The sequence below is a fragment of the Alistipes sp. D31t1_170403_E11 genome (assembly GCF_015553985.1).
GTDB classification, from domain to species: domain Bacteria; phylum Bacteroidota; class Bacteroidia; order Bacteroidales; family Rikenellaceae; genus Alistipes; species Alistipes montrealensis.
Genome location: NZ_JADNHQ010000001.1, coordinates 603195 through 626044, shown reverse-complemented (window position 1 = coordinate 626044; position 22850 = coordinate 603195). Strand labels below are relative to the sequence as shown.

Genomic DNA, 22850 nt, shown 5'->3' with positions numbered 1-22850 from the left:
TTATAGTTCGTCGAGTTCGCGCAGCCACGCCGCCGCCGAGGCGTCGGAGGGCATGCGCCAGTCGCCGCGGGGCGAAAGGGCTACCGAACCCACCTTCGGGCCGTCGGGCATGGCCGAACGTTTGAATTGCTGGGTGAAGAAGCGGCGGAAGAAGACGGTGAGCCACCGGAGGATCGTAGCGCGGTCGTAGCTCCCGTCGAAGGCCTGTTCGGCCAGCAGCAGGATTTTCGCCGGGCCGTATCCCGCGCGCAGGAAATTGTAGAGGAAGAAATCGTGGAGTTCGTAGGGACCCACGAGGTCCTCGGTTTTCTGCGTGATTTTCCCTTCGGCGTCGGCCGGGAGCAACTCGGGGCTGACGGGCGTGTCGATGATGTCGAGCAGCGCGGCGCGCGTGGCGGCGTCTTTCTCCGTGTGGGCGGCCCACTTCACCAGATGGCGCACCAGGGTCTTGGGAACCGAGGCGTTGACGCCGTACATCGACATCTGGTCGCCGTTGTAGGTGGCCCAGCCCAGCGCCAGTTCCGAGAGGTCGCCCGTGCCGACCACGAGTCCGCATTCCATGTTGGCTACGTCCATCAGGATTTGCGTGCGTTCGCGCGCCTGGGCGTTTTCGTAGGCTGCCGAGCGGTCCGCAGGGTCGAGGCCGATATCCCTGAAGTGCTGGAGGCAGGCGTCGCGGATGGGGATTTCGCGGATGGTGACGCCCAGCCCGCGCATCAGGCAGAGCGCATTGTTATAGGTGCGGTCGGTGGTTCCGAATCCGGGCATTGTGATTCCGATGATGCCCGAGCGGTCGAGCCGCAGTTTGTCGAAAGTCCGGACCGTGACGAGCAGTGCGAGGGTCGAATCGAGTCCGCCCGAAATGCCGACGACGGCTTTTTCGGCACGGGTGTGGGTCAGCCGCTGGGCCAGTCCGTGCGACTGGATCTGGAAGATTTCCTCGCAGCGTTCGCTCCGGTCCGTCTCGTCCTTGGGAACGAAGGGCATCGGGTCGATGTCGCGGTCGAGCACCACGCCGCGGAGTCCTTCGGGAATCTCCATTTCGATGACGGTGTTCTCCGTAGCTCCTTCGTTCGCGCGGAACGAGGTGTTGCGGCGGCGTTCGAATTCCAGCCGCTCGATGTCCACGTCGGCGACGACGAGTTGTTCGTCGGGCGAGAAGCGTGCGGACTCGCGCAGCACTGCGCCGTTTTCGGCGATGATGCCGTTGCCGGCGAACACGAGGTCGGTGGAGGATTCGCCGAAGCCAGCCGAGCAGTAGACGTAGGCCGCGATTGCGCGGGCCGACTGCTGGGCCACGAGTTGCCGCAGGTAGGCGTGCTTGCCGACCGCTTCGGGCGAGGCCGAGAGGTTGAAGATTACTTTTGCGCCGTTGAGCGCCAGTTGCGACGACGGAGGCATGGCAGTCCAGAGGTCCTCGCAGATTTCGATGCCGAATTCCGTGCCGTTGATTTCGAACGTGAGGTCGGCGCCGAAGTCGGCCTCGTGGCCTGCGACGACGATGTGTTCTTCGGAAATTCCGGCGCCCGATGCGAACCAGCGGTTTTCGTAGAATTCCCCGTAGTCGGGGATATGGGTCTTGGGGACTACCCCCAGCACACGCCCCTGCGTAAAGACCACGGCGCAGTTGTAGAGTGTCGAGCCGTGGCGCAAGGGGACGCCCGCGATCAGCGTGAGGGGCAGTTTACGCGTGGCGCGCACGAGGCGTTCCAGCGCCGTGTCGGCTGCGTCGAGCAGCGTCGGCTGTAACAGGAGGTCGCCGCAGGTGTAGGCCGTGACGCTCAGTTCGGGGAATGCTACGATCTCGACGCCCCGCCGGGCGGCCTCCTCGGCCATCGCGGCCATCCGCTCGGTGTTGTAGTCGCAGTCGGCGACCCGTACGTGCGGAATAGCCGCCGCTACCTTCAGAAAACCGAAATTGTCCATAGGTTATCTTTTTATTCGCACCACAGCTGCGCCAGGTTCAGGATCACCTGCCGGGCCTTGTGCATCGTGGTCAGCGAGCAGTATTCGAATTTGCCGTGGAAGTTCATGCCGCCGGTGAAAAGATTGGGGCAGGGCAGTCCCATGAACGAGAGACGTGCGCCGTCGGTTCCGCCGCGGATGGGCCTTACGAGCGGTTTCACGCCGGCCGCCTCCATCGCTTTCAGGGCTTTGTCGATCACCTGCGGGTGCGGCTCGACCATCTTGCGCATGTTGAAATACTGGTCCTTGAGCGTGAGTTTCAGCACGTCGTCGCCGTATTTCTTTTTCAGCAGGTCGACGCACGCCCACATGAAGACCTTCTTCTGCTCGAACTTGTCGGCGTCGTGGTCGCGGATGATGTAGCTTACCGAGGCATTTTCGACCGTGCCGTTGAGCCCGACGCAGTGGTAGAATCCTTCGTATCCTTCGGTGAACTGCGGGCGTTCCGAGGCGGGCAGCAAACTTTGCAACTCGCACGCCACGTCGATGGCGTTGATCATCTTCGCCTTGGCGTAACCCGGGTGGACGTTGCGGCCCTGGATCTCGATCTTCGCGCTCGCGGCGTTGAAGTTTTCATACTCCAGTTCGCCCTCCATGCCGCCGTCGACCGTGTAGGCGAAGTCGGCGCCGAAGGCCTTCACGTCGAAAAAGTCGACGCCGCGGCCCACCTCCTCGTCGGGGGTGAAGCCGATGCGGATTTTGCCGTGTTTGATCTCGGGGTGCGAGAGCAGGTATTCCGCGGCAGTCATGATCTCTGCGACGCCCGCCTTGTCGTCGGCGCCGAGCAGCGTCGTGCCGTCGGTATGGATCAGCGTGTGGCCCTTGAAGAAGGTCAGTTCGGGGAAGTCCGAAACCTTCATCGTGAGTTGTCCGTTGAGCGGGATGTCGCTGCCGTCGTACTCTTCGATCACATGGGGTTTGATCTCCTTGCCGCTCATGTCGGGCGAGGTGTCCACGTGGGCGATGAAGCCGATGACGGGGGCGTTCTCACACCCTTTCGAGGCGGGGATCGTGCCCATCACATAGCCGTATTGATCCATCGTGACCTCGGTCATGCCGAGGGTCTCCATTTCGTCGCGCAGGGCCGCGAGCAGGACCTTCTGTTTTTCGGTCGAGGGGAATGTCGTGCTGTTTTCGTCCGACTGCGTGTCGAACGATACGTATTTCAGAAAACGTTCTTTCAAGTCCATTGTCGTTGCAGATTAAATGTTACTCTTCCTTTTTTGCCCGCAGGGTGTGCCATGCGAAGTAGCCGATCAGTACGAGGTACATCGCAAGGCCAGTCCACTCGGCTGCGTTCGACGAAGCCCAGCCGGAGAGGAACCAGTCGACGCCGACAAATTTCAGGATGGCGCTTACCACACCCATCAGCGCGCCGCCGGCGATGAAGCCCGAGGCGATCAGCGTGCCGCGGTCGAAGCGGGCCTTGTTCAGCCCTTCGTCCTTCGAACGGTTCGAGACGAACCAGGCCACCAGTCCGCCCACGACCAGCGGGGCATTCAGCTCCATCGGAATGAACATGCCCAGCGCGAAGGCCAGGGCCGGAACGCCGATCGAGGTCAGTACCAGCGCCAGCGCCGCACCGCAGAAGTAGAGCATCCACGGGGTCTGGCCGCCGGTCATCAGGGGCTGGATCACAGCCGCCATGGCGTTGGCCTGCGGGGCGACCAACGCCCCTTCGCCTACGAAGCCGTAGGATTTGTTGAGGATGATCATTACGCCGGCCACGGTTGCCGCAGCAACGAACGTGCCGAGGAATTTCCACGCTTCCTGCTTCTTGGGCGTCGTGCCGAGCCAGTAGCCGATCTTGAGGTCGGTGATGAAGCCGCCCGCCATCGAAAGGGCCGTGCAGACCACGCCGCCGATCACGAGCGCTGCGGTCATGCCCGTCGTGCCGCTCAGGCCGACGCTCACCAGCACCAGCGACGAGAGGATCAGCGTCATCAGCGTCATGCCTGAAACGGGGTTTGTACCCACGATGGCGATGGCGTTGGCCGCAACGGTCGTAAAGAGGAATGCGATGACGAAGACGATCAGGATGGCCGTGACGGATTGTGCCCAGCCGTCGAGAAGCCCGACGTGGAAAAAGACGAAGATCGAGATGAGTGTGGCGATCAGAATGGTGAGGATGCGTTTCATCGAAATGTCGCGCTGTGTACGCTCGGGAGCTGCGACCACGCTTTTGCCGCCGCCGAACTCCGAGACTGCGAGGCCTACGGCCTGGCGGATGATTTTCGACTGGCGGATGATGCCGATGATACCGGCCATGGCGATGCCGCCGATGCCGATGGGTTTGCCGATGAAGGCGAAGAGATTTTCGGCCGTGAAGATCGACTGCGGGTTGGCGAGGATGTCGGCGCGCGTGACACCCAGCAGCGAGACCATTGCGGCGGGGTCGACGGCGTCGGCCAGCGAGCCGACCATCGGCACGAGTATGAACCACACGAGACACGAGCCTGCGGTGATGATCATGGCGTATTTCAGGCCGATGATGTATCCCAGGCCCAGCACGGCGGCCGAGGTGTTGAGTCCGAAGACTACTTTGAACTTGTCGGCGGCGACGTTGCCCCATTCGCAGATGCGTGTCGAGACCGACTCGGTCCACAGTCCGAATGTGCCGACCACGAAGTCGTACAATCCGCCCACGAGTCCTGCGACGGCCAGCAGTTTGGCCTGGTTACCGCCCTTCTCGCCCGAGACGAGGACTTCGGTGGTCGCCGTGGCTTCGGGGAAGGGGTATTTGCCGTGCATCTCCTTGACGAAGTATTTGCGGAAGGGGATCAACAGCACGATGCCCAGCAGGCCGCCGAACAACGACGAGAGGAACACCTGCCAGAAGGCGGCGTCGAGCCCCAGGATGTAGAGCGCCGGGAGGGTGAAAATCGCTCCGGCGACGATCACGCCCGACGAGGCGCCGATCGACTGGATGATGACGTTCTGCCCCAGCATGTTTTTCTTGCCCAGTACCGATCCCATGCCCACGGCGATGATGGCGATCGGGATGGCGGCCTCGAAGACCTGGCCGACCTTGAGGCCGAGGAATGCGGCGGCGGCCGAGAAGACGATGGCCATGACGATGCCCATGATGACGGAATAAGGCGTCACCTCCTTCGGATTCGACGAGGCGGGCATCACGGGAACGTACTCTTCGCCCGGCTTGAGTTCGCGGTAGGCGTTTTCGGGCAGCGAAGTCTGGATTTTGTTCGGTTCCATGTATGTTCGTTTTTGATTTTGATTACCGGTTGTCGCCGCTGCCGGTGATGTGGTTGCGCTGCATGCGCGAGCGGAGTTTGTCGACATTCATCTGCGCCACCTCGTCCAGTTCGTAGCCAAGGTCGCGCGAAAGGGTGGCGCAGTACCACAGCACGTCGCCGATTTCCTTGACGATTTCGAGTTTCTTCTCGGGGGTGAACTCCTCGTGGGCGTCGCGAATCACTTTTTTGACCTTGTCGGCCACTTCGCCCGCTTCGCCCGTAAGTCCGAGCGTGGGGTAGATGATGCGGCGGTCGTCGGGGTAAATTGCCGTTTCGAGGGCGTGCTGCTGGTATTCGTTGAGTGTCATGGCTTTGATTTGAAAGTTTACAAGAGACAAAAATAGCAAAATAATTTAAGAATACGCAGTAAAAAGCCCCGGTTCCTGCGGAAAACGGGGCGGCGGGCCGTAAATAGAGGCGGTCGGGTGCTAGATGCGGCGGTTGGGACCTGCCGCCCGGAAGGGTGCTGAAACATTGATAACGAAACAGGCTGTGCTATTGCACAGCCTGTTTCGTTTCGTGGGGCGGATCAGAGCGTGTTCAGCGTCGCCCGGGCATTGCGGAGGGTTTGTTCCCAACCGTCGAAGGCGGCGGACGAGCGGAACGGCTCCAGCAGGTTATGGAGGGTTTGCAGTTTCGTTTCGTCGCCGCTGAATTCCGTTTTCAGCAACCTGATTTTCTCCCAGTCCTGGATGCCTTCGACGAGACGTTCGAAACGGATCGACGAGCGGCCTTCGGGATAGACGAGGTAGGTATCCCCGGCGGCCCAGGTGCGGAACCGCGAGTCGCGGATCGGGTCCTCGACCCACGAGTTGTAGGCCCAGCGCAGGAATCCGTCGTAATCTTCGGCTGCGGCGTACCAGCTCAGGTAGGTCGCCTCGGCCGGGGCCGATGACGTATAGGTATTGGGGAATCCCGACGAGCAGCAGACGTAGAACGTGGTCGTGAGGCCTTCGCTGCGGCGTTGGGCGATGTCGGCTTGTTCGATCGGGCCGAAGATGCTGGCGCACATGTCCTTGATATAGGGATACTGCTTGAAGATCTTGTGGTTGTCGGCCAGCGCGATGCCCAGTTCAGGGGCGACCTCTTTGAGCAGGGCGGTCGCTTCGGCCATTACTTCGGGGGAGCGTTCGTCCATGGCGATGTTGGTGATGTCGAGCCATCCTTTCCGGCGGAGGTGATCGGCGAAGGCGGGCAGGAACGGGCTCCACATTTCGCGGAAAGCAGGCGTGCCCGGATCGGCCTTGACATCGACGAATTCGCCCGTTACGGCGTCCTTGTAGTGGAGCATGTTGTTCCACGGCAGCATCGAATAGCAGTTGATATACTTGCCGATACCCAGTTCGAGCATAAACTCTACCCAGCGGTCGAAAACCGTGAAGTCGTACTCCCACGTGCCGTCCGCAAGACGTGTCCAGACGATCATATCGGCATAGGCGTCATAGCACTGGTTGTTCCAAGGCTCCTTGTTGAGCGTCGCCGTGATGACCTTCTGCCCGGCGTCGGCGAGTTGTTGCATCGTCGGCCGCATCCGTTCGAAATGTTCGTCGCTCCAGACGGGAACCCCTTCGACGCGCGCCACGGCAGCCGGATGCTGCCACAGGTCGAGGTGGTAGGCCCACTCGGAGGGAGCGGGTAGGGTACGTTCCGTAACGTTCAGGTGCAGGGTCAGCGTTTCGTCGACGCCTTTGCCCTTCACGTTGATCTGGGAGGTATAGTGTCCGGGGGCGGCGTCGCGCGGGATGTCGACCGTAATCCAGAGGGGACGGGTCGACCGGGCGGGCATGTCGAATGAGGCGGCCTCGTCGAGCAGGTCCGCTTCGAGGTGCGCCGGATTGTTTACCGGCCGGGCGCCGCACGCCTGATCGGGCAGGAAACGGTCGCTGACGACGTATTTCACGAAGCGCACACGGGTGATGCCGGCGAGTTTAGCGCCGTCGGCCGCACGAAAATCACTTGCTGTGCAGGTCAAACCGTCGACAGCCGCGGGAGCGGAGACGACCGCCTGGGCCGAGACTTTCTCGCCGCGCCAGCCTGTGAGGGTCGCTTCGTTCGTAACGGCGTCTTCGTAGGGCGTCGTGCGGGGATAGCGGAGGTCTGTCGAGCCGAACGAGACGACGGGTGTTTCGATCCCGGTCCACGCTTCGGGATTCTCACCCTGCGGATCGGCCGGTTCCGTCCAGTCGAAATGCGAGACGGCCGTCTGCGACGGGGTCCCGGTGCAGGAGAGCAATGCCAGCAGGGGCAGAGCAAGCAGGTGTGTTTTCATAAGATAAGAACGGTTTATTGGGGGTTCGCTTTCCGATTCGTTTTTCCGGATACGGTCAGAGAGCTTCCAGTATCCGGTCGAGCCCTATGCCGTGCGAGCCTTTGATCAGCACGAGGGCATTCTCCACGGGGGAGACTTTCAGCAGCGAAAGCAGGTCGTCGCGTGTGGGGCAGAGCGTGACGTTGGCCGGCTTTTCCGCGAGGTTGTCGTAGGCTTTGGCAAATTCGGAGCCGACGAGCAGCAGTTCCGCTGCGGGACTTTGCGCCGCCAGCGAGATGATCGCGGCGTGTTCGTGTTCGGACCACTCGCCCAGTTCGAGCATGTCGCCCAGGATCAGCACCCGGCGACAGCGTTCTCCGAGCGGTTCGGCCAAAAAATTCCCGACCGAAGCCCGCATGCTCGACGGATTGGCGTTGTAACAGTCGGCAACGAGCGTGTTGCGGGCCGTTTCGACCCGCTGCGAGCGGTTGTTGTCGGGGACATAGCCGGCAATGGCGTGGCGGATGCGTTCGTCGGGAACGTCGAAATAGCGTCCTATGGCGACGGCCGTCGCGATGTTGAACCGGTTGTAGCTGCCGTCCAGGTGGTTCTCGACGCCGTCGGCCAGCGATACGGAGTAATATTCGGTAGCCAGCGAGTCGCGCTCGGAGGCCATGCTCGTCAGGATTTCGTCGTCGGCCGGAACGAAGGCATGGCCTCCGTTTGCCGCGAGGAAGTCGAACAACTCGCCTTTGCCGCGGCGCACGCCCTCGGGTCCCCCGAAGCCCAGCAGGTGGGCCATGCCGATGTTGGTCAGGGTCCCGTAGTTCGGTTCGGCGATCGACGCCAGCAGGGCCAGTTCGCCGCAGGCGCTCGCGCCCATCTCCACCACGCCGAACTCCGTGTCGCGGGTCATGGCGAGCAGCGTCAGCGGAACGCCGATGTGGTTGTTGAGGTTGCCGTGGGTGGCGTAGACTTCGAACCGCTCGGCCAGCACGCGGCTGACGAGTTCCTTCGTGGTGGTTTTGCCGTTGCTGCCCGAGATGGCGAGGATCGGAATCCCGAGTGCCCGACGGTGCTCGCGGGCGAGGTCCTGCAAGGCTTTCAGCGTGTCGTCGACGAGCAGGATGCGCTGGTGTTCATCGGAAGCCGCGACCTCCGGACTGTCGGAGACGGCATATGCCGCGCCTTTTTCCAACGCTTCCAGAACGAAGCGGTTGCCGTCGAACGTGGCGCCCCGCAGGGCGAAAAAGATCGAATCCGGTTCGATCCGGCGCGTGTCGGTCGAGATGCGGGGGTATTTGCTGAAAAGGTCGTATAGTTCGGACATGGAAGGTTTTGTTAAAAGTCCCCCTGCGGAAGGGGGATTCGGAAGGAATGTCGTATAGAGTCCAAACACATCTGATTCATTGAATCAGATGTGTTTGTCTCCGTTGTGGAACTTGACTTCGTCGATGAATTTTTTGATGTTCTGCTCTTCGGAGCGGGGACAGATCAGCAGTACGTCGTCCGTGTCGACGACGATATACTCCTTCAGGCCGCTGATCACGGCGATCTTGTCCTTCGGGAGCGAGACGATCGAACTGCGTGTTTCGTAGAGGTAGCAGCCGTTCTCGGGAATGGCATTGGCGTAACGGTCCTTGCGCGAGTGCTGGTAGACCGATCCCCACGTTCCTACGTCGCTCCAGCCGAACTCGCCGCAGCGGACATAGACGTTGTCGGCCTTCTCCATGATGCCGTAATCGATCGAGATGGCGCGGCACTCCGAGAAGGCGATCTCCACGACGTTGCGTTCGGCGTCGGTCCCGATGGCGCGCATCACGCCGCTGAACAGTGCGTGGTGTTCGGGGAGGTACTTTTCGAAGGCTTCGACGATCGAGCGCACCTTCCAGATGAAGATGCCCGAGTTCCAATAGAACTCCCCGGATTGCAGGAAAACCTGGGCCAGTTCGAGGTCGGGCTTTTCGGTGAAGCATTTGACCTTGCTGATCGGGTTGTTGTCCGAGACCTGGATATAGCCGTAGCCCGTGTCGGGACGCGTGGGCTTGATGCCCACAGTCATCAGTGCATCGTGTTCCGATGCGAAGGCGAGGCATTCGGCGATGATCTCCCGGAAGTCGTCCTCGTTGAGGATCAGGTGGTCGGCCGGGGTGACGATCATTTCGGCGTCGGGGTTCTGCTTCATCAGTGTATAGGCCGCATAGGCGACGCACGGGGCCGTGTTGCGCCCTACCGGTTCGCAGAGTATCTGTTTTTCGCCGATTTCCGGAATGTGTTCCAGTACCAGGCCCTTGTATTTGTCGTTGGTCACCACGAGGAAATTCTCCGCCGGAACCATCTTTGCAAAGCGTTCGTAGGTGTGGCGGATAAAGGATTTGCCTGTTCCGAGGATGTCGAGAAACTGCTTGGGCATCGACTGGCGGCTTTTGGGCCAGAAGCGTGATCCGATGCCGCCCGCCATGATGACACAATATTTATTGTTAGCCATGAGTTATTATATGGAGTTAACTTCGACAAAGATAAAAATATTTTAGTAACTTTGCCGCCTATTGGAAAATTAATTTTCGCCCTGGGAATGAAAATCAAATTATTCACGATACCCAATCTGCTGACTCTTTCGAACCTGCTCTGCGGTTCGGTCGCAGTGGTTTCGGCGCTGGTTTGGGGCGACCTGAAGCTGGCCTTCGGCCTGATGGTTCTGGCCGCCGTGTTCGACTTTTTCGACGGCTTCGTGGCGCGCCTGCTCAACCAGAGTTCGCCTATCGGGTTGCAGCTCGATTCGCTGGCCGACGATATTTCGTTCGGACTGGCTCCCGCGGCGATCATGTATTCGCTTTATCAGCGGATGCCGGGCGTCTGGCTGCCGGAGGGGTATCCGGGGCTGATCGTTTTTGTTTTTACGGCCTGCGCCGCGCTGCGGCTGGCGAAGTTCAATATCGACGATACGCAGCGCACGGAATTCTGCGGATTGCCCAGCCCGGCGGCGGCGATGCTCTGCGGTTCGCTGGGGCTATTGTTCGAAACCAATGGGTTGGAACTTCCGCGTGAGGCGATTCTGGCCATTGCGGTGGTCGTGGGGCTGCTGATGATTTCGAACGTGAGGATGTTTGCCCTCAAGTTCCACGGCTTCGGTTGGAAAGGAAACGAACTGCGTTACGGCTTTATTGTCGCAGCCGTCGTGATGGCTGTCCTCCTGCGCGGTTACGCCGTGCCGGCGGTCATCGTGCTGTATATTCTCGTTTCGCTCGTGCGGGGGCTTGCCTGCCGGACAAAAGGCTGTGGGAAAGCCGAATAGTTGTATATTTAAATTTTTTAATTATATTTGCCGCGGATTTCCGCTCTTTGGCTGACATGTCGAGATTATCGAACCGCATATTGCTGACGCTCCTGTTCGGTCTGTTTTTTGCAGTACCTCAGGGGGTGCGTTCCCAGGGCTTCGATGCGAAGACCCTCCAGCGTGCCCAGCGCAACGGCCAGACGGGCAATCTCTACGGTAACAACCCCTACGAAACCCCGGAAGGCGAGGAGGGGGAGGACCAGCAGCCGCAGGATACCACCAAAAAGGAGCGTAAAATCCGCAAGCCGCTCGAATCTTATTTTTTCAGCGATTCGATCCGCGCGCTGAACAACTTCAAATGGCACGTGAGCCGCGACTTCAACCGCGTCGAGATCGGGCCGCTGGACACCACGCTGACCGATTACCGGATCGACTATCCGTTCTACCGGGAAGACGTGGGCGACATCGCCCAGGGCGCTTTGGGCCAAACGTCGCTGCCGCTGAACTATTTCCGGCGTCCGCAGTTCTTTGACTTCAGTTTTGCGAGTCCCTATTATGCGTATACCTACGATATGGAGAACGTGCCCTTCTACAATACGAAGAAGCCGATAATCCGCATGAACTACGCAGAGTCGGGGCAGAAGCGTTTCCGCGAGGAGAATTTCGGTATCATGCATGCGCAGAACATCTCCCCGACGACGGGTTTCAACGTCGATTACAAGTCGCGGGGTACGCGCGGCCAGTATGTCTGGTCGCGAACCAAGAACCACAACCTCGCCGTGGCGGTCAGCCACACGGGCAAGCGCTATTCGGTCCATGCGGGGTACTACAACAACCATATCGAGCAGCAGGAAAACGGTGGCGTGGTCGGTGAATGGGCCATTGCGGACACGACGTTCGAAATGCCTTCGGGCGTGCCGATGCGTCTGGCTGACGCCGAGGCTACGAACCTTTACCGCAACAACGCCTTCTTCGTCACGCAGTCTTACGGTATCCCGTTGCAGCGGCTTACGGAGAGCGATTTTTCGATGGCGAACCTTTCGGCGGTGTACGTCGGCCATTCGTTCGAATACAGTTCGTGGAGCAAAATTTACACCGACAAGAACGCACCCTATACGAACGAACGCGACCACCGGGACGAAAACGGCGACTTCGTCTCTGCGGAGGGCAATTACTACGAGAACTGGTACATCAATCCGCTGGAGACGCGCGACTCGATCTACGAGCGTAATATCTCGAACCGGTTCTTCGTCCAGGCGCAGCCCTGGGACCGGAACGGGATCGTGGGAACACTCGACGCCGGCGTCGGGATCGACATGCATACCTATTCGCAATTCGAACTGAAAGATTTCCTGACGGGAAAGTATACGAAGGTCAACAAAACGAGTTACTTCTTTTACGGCTCCGTCAGCGGAAAGATAAAGAAATATGTCGACTGGGACGGAAATCTCAAATTCTACCCGTCGGGATACAGAGGCGGAGACCTTTCGATCGGCGCGCACCTCGCGCTGAAAGGATCGCTCCGCGGACACCCCCTGATTCTCGAAGGCCGGTTCTCGATGGACCGCCGTTCGCCGAACTACTGGCAGGAGAATCTATTCTCGAACCATTATATATGGAACACTCCTTTAAGTAAGGAGAATGAAACTCGGTTCGAGGTCAAGTTTTCGGTTCCCGATTTCGCATTCGAAGCGGGGGCGTGGCAGGGAGTCATCTCCGACAAGATTTACTACGCGTCGGACAGTAACGTCGCCCAGCACAGCGGAAACGTAAGCCTCACGAGTGTGTATGCTCGCAAAGATTTCCGCTTAGGCGGACTTCATTTGGACAACAGGGTATTGTTGCAGTGGAGTACGGATCAAGATGTTGTACCCGTTCCGCTTTTGAGCGCATTCCTTTCGTATTACTACGAATTCTGGGTCGTGCGCGATGTGCTGCGCCTGCAGATCGGTCTGGACGGACGCTATAATACCAGGTATTATGCGCCCAGTTACAATCCGGCTCTGTCGGTGTATTACAACCAACGGGAGGTCGAAGTGGGGAATTATCCCTACATGGACGCTTTCGTTATGGGAAAGTGGAAGAGAATGCGGATATTCTTGAAATATCAGCATGTGAATAAAGGACTGTTCGGTAACGGAGAATATTTCTCGGCGGCTCGTTATCCGCTGAATCCGGGCATGTTCAAAATCGGTATCTCGTGGGGATTCTATGATTGACGTGCTGTTCTGCGCGGTGTAAGCTGCCCGCAAAACAACCTTTTATGTTAAAAAAGACCGTATTAACGTTTGCGTTCTTAACCATTCTTACGACATTTTACGGCTTCAACGCCAAGTTCAGCGCACCCGCGACGGACGACGCACTGAACGACCTGGCCGGAATGCACTACTCGCTGCTCCCCGAGGGCAGTTACGTCATTTCTGCCTACGACAACCTGATTCGCAACATCAGCGAAGAAGAGGGCCACGACTGGCGCCTGATGAGCGCCATCGCTTACCACGAATCGCGCTTCACGCCCGATATCACCTCGCGCAGCGGGGCCCGCGGCCTGATGCAGATCATGCCTTCGGTGGCGCGCCAGTTCGATGTTTCCACGGCGAAGATCTCCGATCCGGAGACCAATGTCCGGCTGGCCAACAAACTGATGTCGAAGATTATGTCGTCGCTTAGGTTTCCGGAAGGAACTCCCGAGAAGGACCGCATGAGCATTATCCTGGCCTCGTATAACAGCGGTATAGGCCATGTGAACGATGCCCGCCGCCTGGCCCGCCTGAACGGCGAAAACCCCAACTCGTGGGAGGTGGTGGCCCGTTACCTCAGTCTGAAGGCCGAGCCGGAATTCTACGAGAACGAAGTGGTCAGGTGCGGACGATTCACCGGCAGCCGGCAGACGCTGGCTTATGTGGACGACGTGATAGGACGCTACGACAAGTACTGCCGCATTACCGGGAGGTAACGCCGGGCAGGATAATTAAAGCAGGACCTTTCGGGGTCCTGCTTTTTTGTGTCCGTGTCCCGCGCAGTGGGAGTGCTGCGGAATGTCCTGCGGCGTGGAACCGGCTCGAAAACCGCACTTTAGAAGATACTGACAATTCGAATTTTGCGGTTTCCCGAATTATCGCTATATTTGGATGATTCGGAGTATTCCGGCGTATTTTAAGAAAACAGTGGAAAACCATTCGGCGCATTTTCAACAGCTATTCCGCGATCACTATGAACCTTTGTGTGCACGGGCTTTTCAGATGGTCCATGACCGCAAGGCGTCGGAAGACATCGTACAGGATGTTTTTCTCGCCTTGTGGGAACGGCGGGAGGAGGTGGACTTCGACCGGCCGCTGCTGCCGCTGCTGTTTGTCGCCGTGAAAAACCGCGCCATCGATTTGCTGCGCTCTAAAAAATGGCGGGGCGGGGAGTCCGGGCAGGACGAACTGGATGTTTGCATCCGTACACTTGTCGCCGACCATATCGAGGAGGAGTTCCAGTTGTCGCAGTTGAGCGAGGAGATCGATTTCTGCATTTCCGAACTTTCCGAACAGTGCCGCCGGGTATTTTTGCTGAGCCGCACGACAGGCCTGAAAAACCGGGAGATCGCCGAGCAGCTCAACATTAGCGTCAAGACCGTCGAAAAGCATATCGGGGCGGCGCTTTCCAAACTCCGGCTCCGGCTCAGCCGCAGCGGATTTTTGCGGCTTTTCCTCTGAAAAACAGAAAATGCCCTGTACCCGAAGGTGCCGGGCATTGCTTTCTCCCTTTCGGTTAGCGGAGCGGGAATTCGTGCGTATGTGCGACGCGTCCGCCGGGACCGACGATCCGGACCGCAATCCGGTCGGCCGTCATGTCGCATTGTACGTAGCTCTGGTTGTCGTTGACTACGACCGGGAAACGGATGTCGCTGTCCGCCGGGTGGAAACCGTACCGGTGCGTGTGGCCCGAGAACATGACATCGATGCCGGCCTCGTTGAGGATCGGCAGGAACAATTCCCTGAGGTGGTTGTTGCCGTGCCACGTCCCGCCGTCGAGCGGGATGTGCAGGAAGACGACGCGCGCCGAGGCGTTGCGGAAGGTCTCGGAGGCCACCGCCTCGCGGAGCCATTCGCACTCTTCGCGGCGATAGGCGTCGTAGTCGGCAAGTCCTCCGTATTCGATGTCCGTGTCGGGTTTGTCTTCGCCGCAGTCGAGCAGCAGAAAACAGACCGATCCGACCTTGCGGAGTTGGTAGTAGCGGCCGTCGCGCGTCGGGAAATAGTCGTGCAGGCGGTCGGCGAAGACGCCGCGTGTCTCGTGGTTGCCGCGGTTGTAGAGTGTCGGGGTCTCCGAGGCGTAAAGGCTTACCGATGCGTCGATGAAATCCCGGAACAACTGCTCCTCACTTTCAATACTGTTTGCCATGTCGCCGTTGAACATTACGAAGGCGTGTTTGCCGAAATCGACCTCCCGGCACAGTTGGGTCATGTCATCGGCGCGTCTGTGGATGTCGTTCAGGATGATGAACGAGAGGTCGGTTCCCGTTGCCGGGAATGTCCGGAACCGGAACGGAGCGCGTTTGTAAACATTGCTGGCGACGGTCCTGCCGTAGAGGACGTTGTCTCCGTGTTTCCATTCGAGGACCTCCTGTGAGAAGATGCGGTAGCAGTATTTCGTTCCGGGACGCAGGCCTTTCAGCCGCACGGTGTGCAGGGTCTTGTTCGCCTGCTTGCGGCCTGCGACGGTCTCGTAATGGCGGGTGTGTTCGGCGGCGTAGAAACTGCGTCCGTCGTCCTCGGCCACCTCGACCCACGACAATGCGGGTTTGTCGGTAGTCCACAGGACGGTTACGCCGTCCGCGGTCATGTCGCACAGCCACGGGCCGTGGGTGATCTTGAAATCCTGGGCCGGCAGCGTCAGCGCCGCTGCCAGCCCGAGGAGTGTGAACAGTAGTTTTTTCATCGTCCGGGTGTTTTATTCCTGGGTCTCGGGGAGGTCCTCTTCGGTCTGGAACCGGATGTCGGCCACGACGGGGCGGTGGTCCGAGGCGTCGACGCCTCCGACCTGCTGGTCGCCGCGCGGAACCACGGTGCAGTTCTGCACGCCGAAGTGTTCGATCGGGGCATACAGGATGTAGTCGATCTTGCGGGTGGGGTTGTCCGAGGGGAAGGTGTACTGGTCGATCGTTCCGACGTTGGTCAGGAACGCGGTCATCGTGGCGATGACGTTCGAACTGGGAATGGCGTTGAGGTCTCCCGCGAGGATGAGGTCCCCGCCCAGTTCCGTGTCGCGGATACGGCGGATTTCATTGGCCTGCACCAGGCGGCTCGCATCGCCCGAAAGATGGTCGAGATGCGTCGAGGCGACGTAGAGGTCCTTGCCGTCGATTTCGACGCGGATGACGCACAGCGAACGGTCCTCGCCCGGTTGCGAAGCGGCGCAGGGGAGCCGGTAGCTGCGGGTTTCGAGGATCGGGTGTTTCGACAGCACGGCGTCGCCGTATTCGCCCCCGTCGCGGTCGATGGCCTTCGAGAAGTGCCACTCCATGCCGAGTTTGGCCGCCAGGTCGCGGGCCTGGTGTACGTCTTTTCCCGTGCGGTTGGTGAAGACATCCACTTCGTTGAGGGTCACGAAGTCGGGATTCTGCCGGCGGATTACCTCGGCCAGTGCGTCCAGGTCGGCCGCATCGGCGGGGCTCGTGGCGCGTGCGCCGTAGATGTTGTAGGTCATTATGCGGATGATCCTGCCTTTGGGCTCAATGACGGCCTTGTCTCCGTGCTCGTCGTTGTAATTGTCGTCGTTGGTGCATGAAACGGCAATCAGGAGCAGCGCCCACAGACATATAGTCTTTTTCATAGTCTCTCGTTTTGTTTTAAAATTTCGTTAGTCGGATCAGAAAGCCCATACTTCGGCGATGCAGGTCTGGTAGAGGTCGGCCTGCGTGGCGGTGACGAAGATGCGGAAATAGCGTCCCGTCGCCTTGTGGTCGAGGTATACCGTGTTCTCGATCCGGTTTTCGACGGTAAAGGTCCCCGCATGGGTCCAGTTCAGGTTATCGTCGCTCACGTCGATGTTGAAGATACGCGGGTTGCCGCTGCTCTTGGGAACGTCGGAGCCTTCCTTGTCGGCCCGTCCGCGGATCGTGAGTCCGTGCAGTTCCTTGTGGGCGCCCATGTCGACGGCGATCCAGTGCGGCGGGCCGGGTTTGGCGTTGCGCCACTGCGTGCCCCAATAGGTGTTGTTTTCGCCGTCGATGATCGAAACGGCCAATCCGCGGTTGGGGTAGGTCGATGTCGCCTCAGCCTCCTGCGTCGAGAAACCGGCGATCGACCAGCCGGTCCTGTCGTATCTCGGGAACGGGTTTTCGGTGTAGTAGCCGTTGATGCGCAGGTAAGCCGTCTGCAACGCTTCGTTGATGGTCAGGTCGGGCGTTACGCTCTCGATCCGGACAGGCATCAGGAAGACGCCCACGCCGTCGAACGCCTTGCTGTTGATGGCGATCCGGATGGGCGAGGAGATGTATTTCCCGTTGGGAATCACGGTTTCGAGGTTCTCGATCGTGTAGCTTCCGTCGAGCATCATCGGGTAGGCGCTCTGGTTCTTTTGATTGTAGGTCTCCACCAGTTCGGGCGCGACGCGGAATTTGACCGTCACGTCGCATCCCGGGTTGCGGATGCCGCTCAGGTTGGCGTAGACCATGAATGAGGTGTCGCGTTCGAGCGGGAATGTGAGGGTGTTCTTGGAGGTGTCGTCGGCGGCGTTGACCGTGTAGATACGCGTATAGTTCTCGGGGTTGTCTACGTTCAGGTCGTCCTGAATCGGGTTTTCGCAGGCTGCGAAGAGCGTTCCGCAGCAGAGGACAGCCAGGTATTTCGTAAGTTTCATAGTCGTTATTCGTTTTTTACGGTTACCATCCGGGATTCTGTACGATCTGCGGATCGCGGTTGATTTCGGACTGGGGAATGGGGAAAAGGTAGAACTCGGGCCGGAACACGCGGGTCTCGAACACGGTTTTCTCGTAGAACGCATCGTCGGTGAAGCTGTTGCCCGCGTCGACGTTCATGCCGTAGAAGGACCCTGAGTCGGTCTGGTCGGCGATCAGCCAGCGGCGGGTGTCGAAATAGCGCAGTTGCTCGAAGCAGAGTTCGATGCGGCGTTCCAGGCGAATCTGTTCGCGCATCTGGCCTTGGCTGAGGTCGCTTTGGACGGGACCCAGACCGCCGCGCTCGCGGATTTTGTTCAGGTAGGTCTCGATGTCCGCATTTCCGGGGTCGTATTCGTTGAGTGCCTCGACATAGTTGAGCAGTATCTCGGCGTAGCGCATGATGACGAAGGGACGCTTGATGTAGTTGTCGTTCTTGGGATTGGACGAGGGCGAAACGTTTTTGATGGCGATGTAGCCCGAACGCGGAAAGTCCCACGTGCCTTTTTTACCCGATCCTCCGGTGTAGTAGAGCTGGATGCGGGTTTTCTGGTCGCCGATCCAGTAGGCGCCGTTGAAGCAGATGTTGACGTAGAAACGCGGTTCGCGGTTGACGAACATGTTGCGCGTGCCGGCGGGGGCGAATACCCAGCCCGACTTGTCGTCCTTGTAGTTCGCCGTTGAATAACCGCTCTCCTTGTCCGGGGTAATGGCCGTGCCGTCTTTCATGCGGAAAGCGTCGACCAGTTGCTGGGTCGCACCCATGCTTTCATAGCCGCTGAACTGTCGGGGTGAAGCCGAACGTTCCCAGTGCTTGAGGGAGTTGCTGATGCGGACCATCATCACCTCGCTGTTCCAGTTTTCCAGGAAGACGTTGCGGCACGACAGGTAAGGGTCGATCGTTCCGTCGGTGTGGTACTCCTTGTAGAGGTCGAAAATTCCCAGGTCGATGATATCTTTTGCAGCTTGGGCGGCCTTGTTCCACTTTTCGGGGTCTTTCCGGGTCGAAAAGAGGTGTTTTCCGTCCGTGTTGACCACATTGGCGTAGGCCGGGTTGCCGTTGAACTGGTCGCTGGCGGCCAGCAGCAGTACGCGGCTCTTGAGACCCATGCACATGGCCAGTGTCGCACGGCCGTAGTCCTTGTCGGCCTGCACGGTGAAGTGCAGCGGCAGGCGGTTGTTGTCGATCATGTCGTCCAGTTCGCCGACGATGTAATCCACGCACTCGTCGTAGGAACTGCGCGGCAGGTTCATCTTCACGTCGTCGCGGTCGAGGTCGCCCGGCAGTACTTCGTCGCCCAGCAGTACGCAGGGGCCGTACTGGCGCAGCAGGCAGTAGTAGAACCAGGCGCGCAGGAAGCGGGCTTCGTTCTTGTATTGTTCGACGACGATAGGGCCGCGCGTAGGATCGCTGAGCATCTCCTGGTTCGAGCCAATGTGCTGGATGAAATAGGTCGCCGAGCGGATGCCCCGGTAGTAGTGCGACCAGTACTCGTAGTAGTTCGACGATGCGCTCCAGTTGCCGAGGTTCATCTTGAAGGAGTTATAATCCTCGCGGTCGTAGGTAACGTCCAGATCGTCCGAACACGGGTCCCAGGGCACGCCGTTGGTGCGGTGCGATTCGTCGCGGATGTAGCTGTAAACGGTAGCCAGGTATTTCTCGGAGTAGGAGGTGCGTTGGAATACCTGCTCGATGGTGATCCGGTCGTCGGGAACCTGGTCGAAGAAGTCGTCGTTACAGGCGGTCAGGATGCCGAGGGCGGCCAGTAAAGTGAGTATTGTTTTAAGTTTCATAGCTTGTCGGGGATTTTAGAAGTTGAAATTGATACCCAGGCTGACGGAACCGATGTTGGGGTATTTTGCGCCGCGGCCGTCGCCCAGTTCCACGTCCCATAGTTTGAACTTGCTGAACGTAAGAAGGTTGACGCCCTGGATGAAAATGCGCGCATTGTTGATGTGGATGCGTTTCATCCAGCGGTCGGGGAGCGTATAGGAGAGTTCGATGTTTTTCAGACGCAGGTAGCTGGTATTCTTGAGCCACCACGTGCTGGCCTCGTAGTTCATGTTCATGTTGCCGATCGAGAGACGCGGATAGAAGACATCCTGGCGGGGATCGGCTTCGGTCCAACGGTCGGTGATGTTGCTCAGCAGGTTGCCGCGGCTTGATCCCTGTGCGAAAGGCAGTACGCCTTCGCCGCTGAGTATCGCATCGACGTGTGCGGCGCCCTGGAACATGGCCGACAGCGAGAGGCCCTTCCAGCCTACGGAGAATCCGAAGCCGTAGATGATCTCGGGAACGCTTCCCCAGCCGATGGGCACTTTGTCGTATTCGTCGATCTTGCCGTCGCCGTTGATGTCCTTGTAGCGGATGTCGCCCGGGCGCGTGTCGCCGACCTGTACGGGTGCTGCGGCGATCTCCTCCGGACTTTCGAAGAGTCCCAGTGCGATGAGCCCGAACCGTTGGTCGACCTTGTTGCCGATGGTTTTCTGCCAGGGATAAGCCACGGTGCTGTCGTCTTCGAGGACCTTGTTCCGGTTGAACGAGTAGTTGCCCATGATGCTCAGCGACCAGTCCCGCCACGAATTGGCATAGCTGACCGACAGTTCGATACCCTTGTTCTCGACCTTGCCGATGTTGCCGTAGGGGTTGTTGATCATGCCGAAATAGGACGGGATGCTCGTACGGCGCAGGTAGATGCCCTTGCGCGACTCCTTGAAGGCGTCGAATTGCAGGTTGAACTTGTTGTTCAGCAGGCGCATGTCCAGTCCGAGGTTGGTCTTGTCGGCGATCTCCCACGTCACGTCGACGGCGTATTCGTCGATGGCCGTAGTCCCGTAGGTTTGGTCCATGTTCTTGCCGAACTGGTAACTCGTGTCGTTGTTGTCCTTGACGGTGGCCAGGTAGGCGAAGCGGCGTCCGCTGATCTGGCTGTTGCCGACACGGCCCCATGTGCCGCGCAGTTTGAGGTACTGGACCACCTCCGTGGCTCCTTTGAAGAAGGGTTCGTTGCTGATTACCCAGCCCAGTCCGACCGACGGGAAGAATCCGTAACGGTTTTTCGGGGCGAAGTTCTCCGAACCGTTGTATCCGAAGTTGAACTCCCCGAAATAGCGGTCGTCGAACGAGTAGGTGAAACGTCCCGCGAGGCCGCGGAAACGGTAGGGCAGCGCCTCTTCGACGTTCGAGGCTTTGGTGTTGATCTCGTCGCTCTGGTTGAAGAGCATCATGCCCGATACGGTGTGGCGGCCGAAGGTGTTGCGGTAGTTGATCGCGGCTTCGAGGTAGATGGCGCGGTTACCCTTTGCACTGAGGTTGTAGGCCAGGTTTTCGGTTCCCTGGCGGGTCTGTTCGTAGAGCAGGTTGCCGTTGGCGTCGCGCCCGGTGGCGTGGAAGGTGTTCGGAGTTTTGGTGAAACGGTTGCTCGTGTAGTTGTAGGTGTCGAACGAGAACATGCCCGAGACCGAAAGCCCTTTGTAAAGCTGCTGCGTGACGCGCAGGTTCGAGTAGACCTGGCTGCGCCACTGGTTGGCATAGCCCGTTGCGCCGAGCTGCGCTACGGGATTGAGGTTGCCGCCCGAAAAGGCGCCGAGTTTGCCGTCGGGATAGAGCGGTGCGATGTAGGTCGGCGGCGTGAAGTAGGCCGATTCGAAAATGCTCGCCTGCGAAGATGCCGGGTAGTTGGCGTTGGCCAAATAGCCCTGGATGCCCAGTTTGATCTCGGTGGTGCGGAACGGATTGAGCGTGAGGTTCGAGGTGACGTTGTAACGGCGGTAGAACGTGTTCGAATTGTAATCGGCCAGTTTCGTGTCCTTGTACATGCCGTTTTCGTCGTAGTAGGCCAGGCCGATGTAGTAGACGGCTTTGTCCGAACCGCCCTGCACGTTGACGTTGGCTGAGCGGTTGTGGCTGAAGTCACGCAGAATCTGTTTCATCCAGTCTACGTCGGGATAGAGGTAAGGGTCCTCTCCGCGGCGGGTCTTGTCGATGATGTCCTGGCTGTAAAGCCTGCCGCCGCCGCGGGTGAGCGAGGCTTCGTTCGACATCTCCATGTAGGTCGCGCCGTCGGCGAAATCGGTGATCTTGGTCGGCTTGGTGAGGCCTTCGGTATAGCGTACGCTGAATTTGGGGCGTCCTTTCAGACCGTTTTTTGTGTTGATGATAATGACACCGTTGGCGCCGCGAACGCCGTAAACGGCCGTTGCCGATGCATCCTTGAGGATCGAGAAACTCTCGATGTCTTCGGGGTCGACGTTGGCGAACGAACGGGGAACGCCGTCGACGAGTGTCAGCGGGGCGCTCATGCTGGCCGTCAGCGTCGAGATGCCGCGGATGTAGATATTCGCGTCGTCGAAGCCCGGTTCACTGGTCCGCTGCACCGAGACCAGGCCCGATACGCGGCCTGCGAGGCCCTGCGTGAGGTTGGCGACGGGGACTTTCAGTTCCTTGGTCGCTATGGTCTGCTGCGAACCGATGACGCTGATCTTTTTCTGTACGCCGTAACCCACTACCTCCACGGCGTCGAGGATGGCGTCGTTCTGCTGCATCACTACGTCGACGATTTCCTGCCCTGCGACCGAAACGTCCTGCGGTTTATAGCCCACATAGCTGAATTCCAGCACTTCGTCGGGATAAACGTCGAGCAGGTATTTACCGTTGATGTCGGTGGCCGTACCGATGCTCGGGCGGGCTTTGACGCGGATCGTGACGCCGATGAGCGGATCGTTGTTCTGGTCCTTGACGACACCCGTGATGCGCGCGATCTTCCGCGGTGCACCTGTGGCCGCAGCCGCGGAGCGCCCGATGACGATCTGCCTTCCCGAGAGTTTCCAGGTGTTGACGGTTCCGGCGAACAACTGTTTCAGCACTGCCGAAATGGGCTGGTTCGTGACTTTCAGGGTGACTTTGCGGTGGATGTCCAGGATGTTGTCGTAGTAGACGAAGATGTAGTCGCTCTGGCGTTCGATCTGTGTGAATACCTCCTTGATGGGGCGGTTCTGTACGTCGAGCGTGATGGTTTTCGCCGTCTCTGCCGTTTGTGCACCGACGGGCCGGATGAACCCGATTGTTGCCAGCAAAAACAGGAATGTTATCCGGAATAGGCGGAATAATCCCCCATTATCGGCCTCAGAAAGACCGATTTTACCATTTTTGTTGTACATTTGTAAAGATTTGAAGTTTAAAATAGGCTATTTTAGATTTTCAATCGCGCCGGATGTCGT

16 protein-coding genes are annotated in these 22850 nt (G+C 59.0%); 4 read left to right on the top strand and 12 right to left on the bottom strand.

The features are described from left to right. The 7 genes from I2E69_RS02410 to I2E69_RS02380 form a co-directional block, all read right to left on the bottom strand. Nucleotides 1-1926: an NAD(+) synthase gene (locus tag I2E69_RS02410; RefSeq protein ID WP_195458549.1), complete on the bottom strand. Its 1926-nt coding sequence runs from the start codon at nucleotides 1924-1926 to the stop codon at nucleotides 1-3. A gap of 11 nt (nucleotides 1927-1937) precedes the next feature. Continuing rightward, nucleotides 1938-3155: a peptidase T gene (pepT, locus tag I2E69_RS02405; protein ID WP_195458548.1), complete on the bottom strand. Its 1218-nt coding sequence runs from the start codon at nucleotides 3153-3155 to the stop codon at nucleotides 1938-1940. A gap of 19 nt (nucleotides 3156-3174) precedes the next feature. Then, entirely contained in the window at nucleotides 3175-5178 is a 2004-nt protein-coding gene (locus tag I2E69_RS02400; RefSeq protein ID WP_195458547.1) for an OPT family oligopeptide transporter, read from the bottom strand. A gap of 22 nt (nucleotides 5179-5200) precedes the next feature. Further along, nucleotides 5201-5527 carry a nucleoside triphosphate pyrophosphohydrolase family protein gene (locus I2E69_RS02395; protein WP_195458546.1) on the bottom strand — a complete coding sequence of 109 codons (327 nt, stop codon included), beginning with the start codon at nucleotides 5525-5527 and terminating at the stop codon, nucleotides 5201-5203. A gap of 221 nt (nucleotides 5528-5748) precedes the next feature. After that, nucleotides 5749-7488: a DUF4091 domain-containing protein gene (locus I2E69_RS02390; protein ID WP_195458545.1), complete on the bottom strand. Its 1740-nt coding sequence runs from the start codon at nucleotides 7486-7488 to the stop codon at nucleotides 5749-5751. Nucleotides 7489-7543: 55 nt separating this feature from the next. Continuing rightward, nucleotides 7544-8797 carry a UDP-N-acetylmuramoyl-tripeptide--D-alanyl-D-alanine ligase gene (locus I2E69_RS02385; RefSeq protein ID WP_195458544.1) on the bottom strand — a complete coding sequence of 418 codons (1254 nt, stop codon included), beginning with the start codon at nucleotides 8795-8797 and terminating at the stop codon, nucleotides 7544-7546. 84 nt (nucleotides 8798-8881) lie between these two features. Further along, nucleotides 8882-9955 carry a mannose-1-phosphate guanylyltransferase gene (locus I2E69_RS02380; protein ID WP_195458543.1) on the bottom strand — a complete coding sequence of 358 codons (1074 nt, stop codon included), beginning with the start codon at nucleotides 9953-9955 and terminating at the stop codon, nucleotides 8882-8884. A gap of 87 nt (nucleotides 9956-10042) precedes the next feature. Here I2E69_RS02380 and pssA point away from each other — a divergent pair, with 87 nt between their 5' ends. From pssA to I2E69_RS02360, 4 genes are all read left to right on the top strand, one after another. Then, nucleotides 10043-10762, top strand: a complete 720-nt coding sequence (pssA, locus tag I2E69_RS02375; protein ID WP_195458542.1) for a CDP-diacylglycerol--serine O-phosphatidyltransferase — start codon at nucleotides 10043-10045, stop codon at nucleotides 10760-10762. A gap of 56 nt (nucleotides 10763-10818) precedes the next feature. Further along, complete coding sequence (locus tag I2E69_RS02370) at nucleotides 10819-12963, top strand: putative porin (RefSeq protein WP_195458541.1); 2145 nt, start codon at nucleotides 10819-10821, stop codon at nucleotides 12961-12963. Nucleotides 12964-13007: 44 nt separating this feature from the next. Continuing rightward, nucleotides 13008-13700: a transglycosylase SLT domain-containing protein gene (locus tag I2E69_RS02365; RefSeq protein WP_195458540.1), complete on the top strand. Its 693-nt coding sequence runs from the start codon at nucleotides 13008-13010 to the stop codon at nucleotides 13698-13700. Between the two features lie 211 nt (nucleotides 13701-13911). After that, the gene (locus tag I2E69_RS02360) at nucleotides 13912-14445 is read left to right on the top strand and encodes an RNA polymerase sigma-70 factor (RefSeq protein ID WP_195458539.1); all 534 of its coding nucleotides are present in this window, start codon (nucleotides 13912-13914) and stop codon (nucleotides 14443-14445) included. 55 nt (nucleotides 14446-14500) lie between these two features. On the opposite strand, the gene I2E69_RS02355 is transcribed toward I2E69_RS02360, so the two are convergent. The 5 genes from I2E69_RS02355 to I2E69_RS02335 are packed head-to-tail and all read right to left on the bottom strand — an operon-like array spanning nucleotide 14501 to nucleotide 22706. Further along, a complete protein-coding gene (locus I2E69_RS02355) occupies nucleotides 14501-15670 on the bottom strand; it encodes a metallophosphoesterase family protein (RefSeq protein WP_195458538.1) in 1170 nt (389 codons plus the stop codon). 12 nt (nucleotides 15671-15682) lie between these two features. Beyond that, nucleotides 15683-16564 (bottom strand): endonuclease/exonuclease/phosphatase family protein, encoded by an 882-nt coding sequence (locus I2E69_RS02350; RefSeq protein WP_195458537.1) that lies wholly within the window; start codon nucleotides 16562-16564, stop codon nucleotides 15683-15685. Between the two features lie 36 nt (nucleotides 16565-16600). Then, a complete protein-coding gene (locus I2E69_RS02345) occupies nucleotides 16601-17593 on the bottom strand; it encodes a BT_3987 domain-containing protein (protein ID WP_195458536.1) in 993 nt (330 codons plus the stop codon). A 22-nt stretch (nucleotides 17594-17615) separates the two neighbouring features. Continuing rightward, nucleotides 17616-19424: a RagB/SusD family nutrient uptake outer membrane protein gene (locus I2E69_RS02340; RefSeq protein WP_195458535.1), complete on the bottom strand. Its 1809-nt coding sequence runs from the start codon at nucleotides 19422-19424 to the stop codon at nucleotides 17616-17618. 15 nt (nucleotides 19425-19439) lie between these two features. Then, a complete protein-coding gene (locus I2E69_RS02335) occupies nucleotides 19440-22706 on the bottom strand; it encodes a TonB-dependent receptor (RefSeq protein WP_195458534.1) in 3267 nt (1088 codons plus the stop codon). Between the last annotated feature and the right edge of the window lie 144 nt (nucleotides 22707-22850).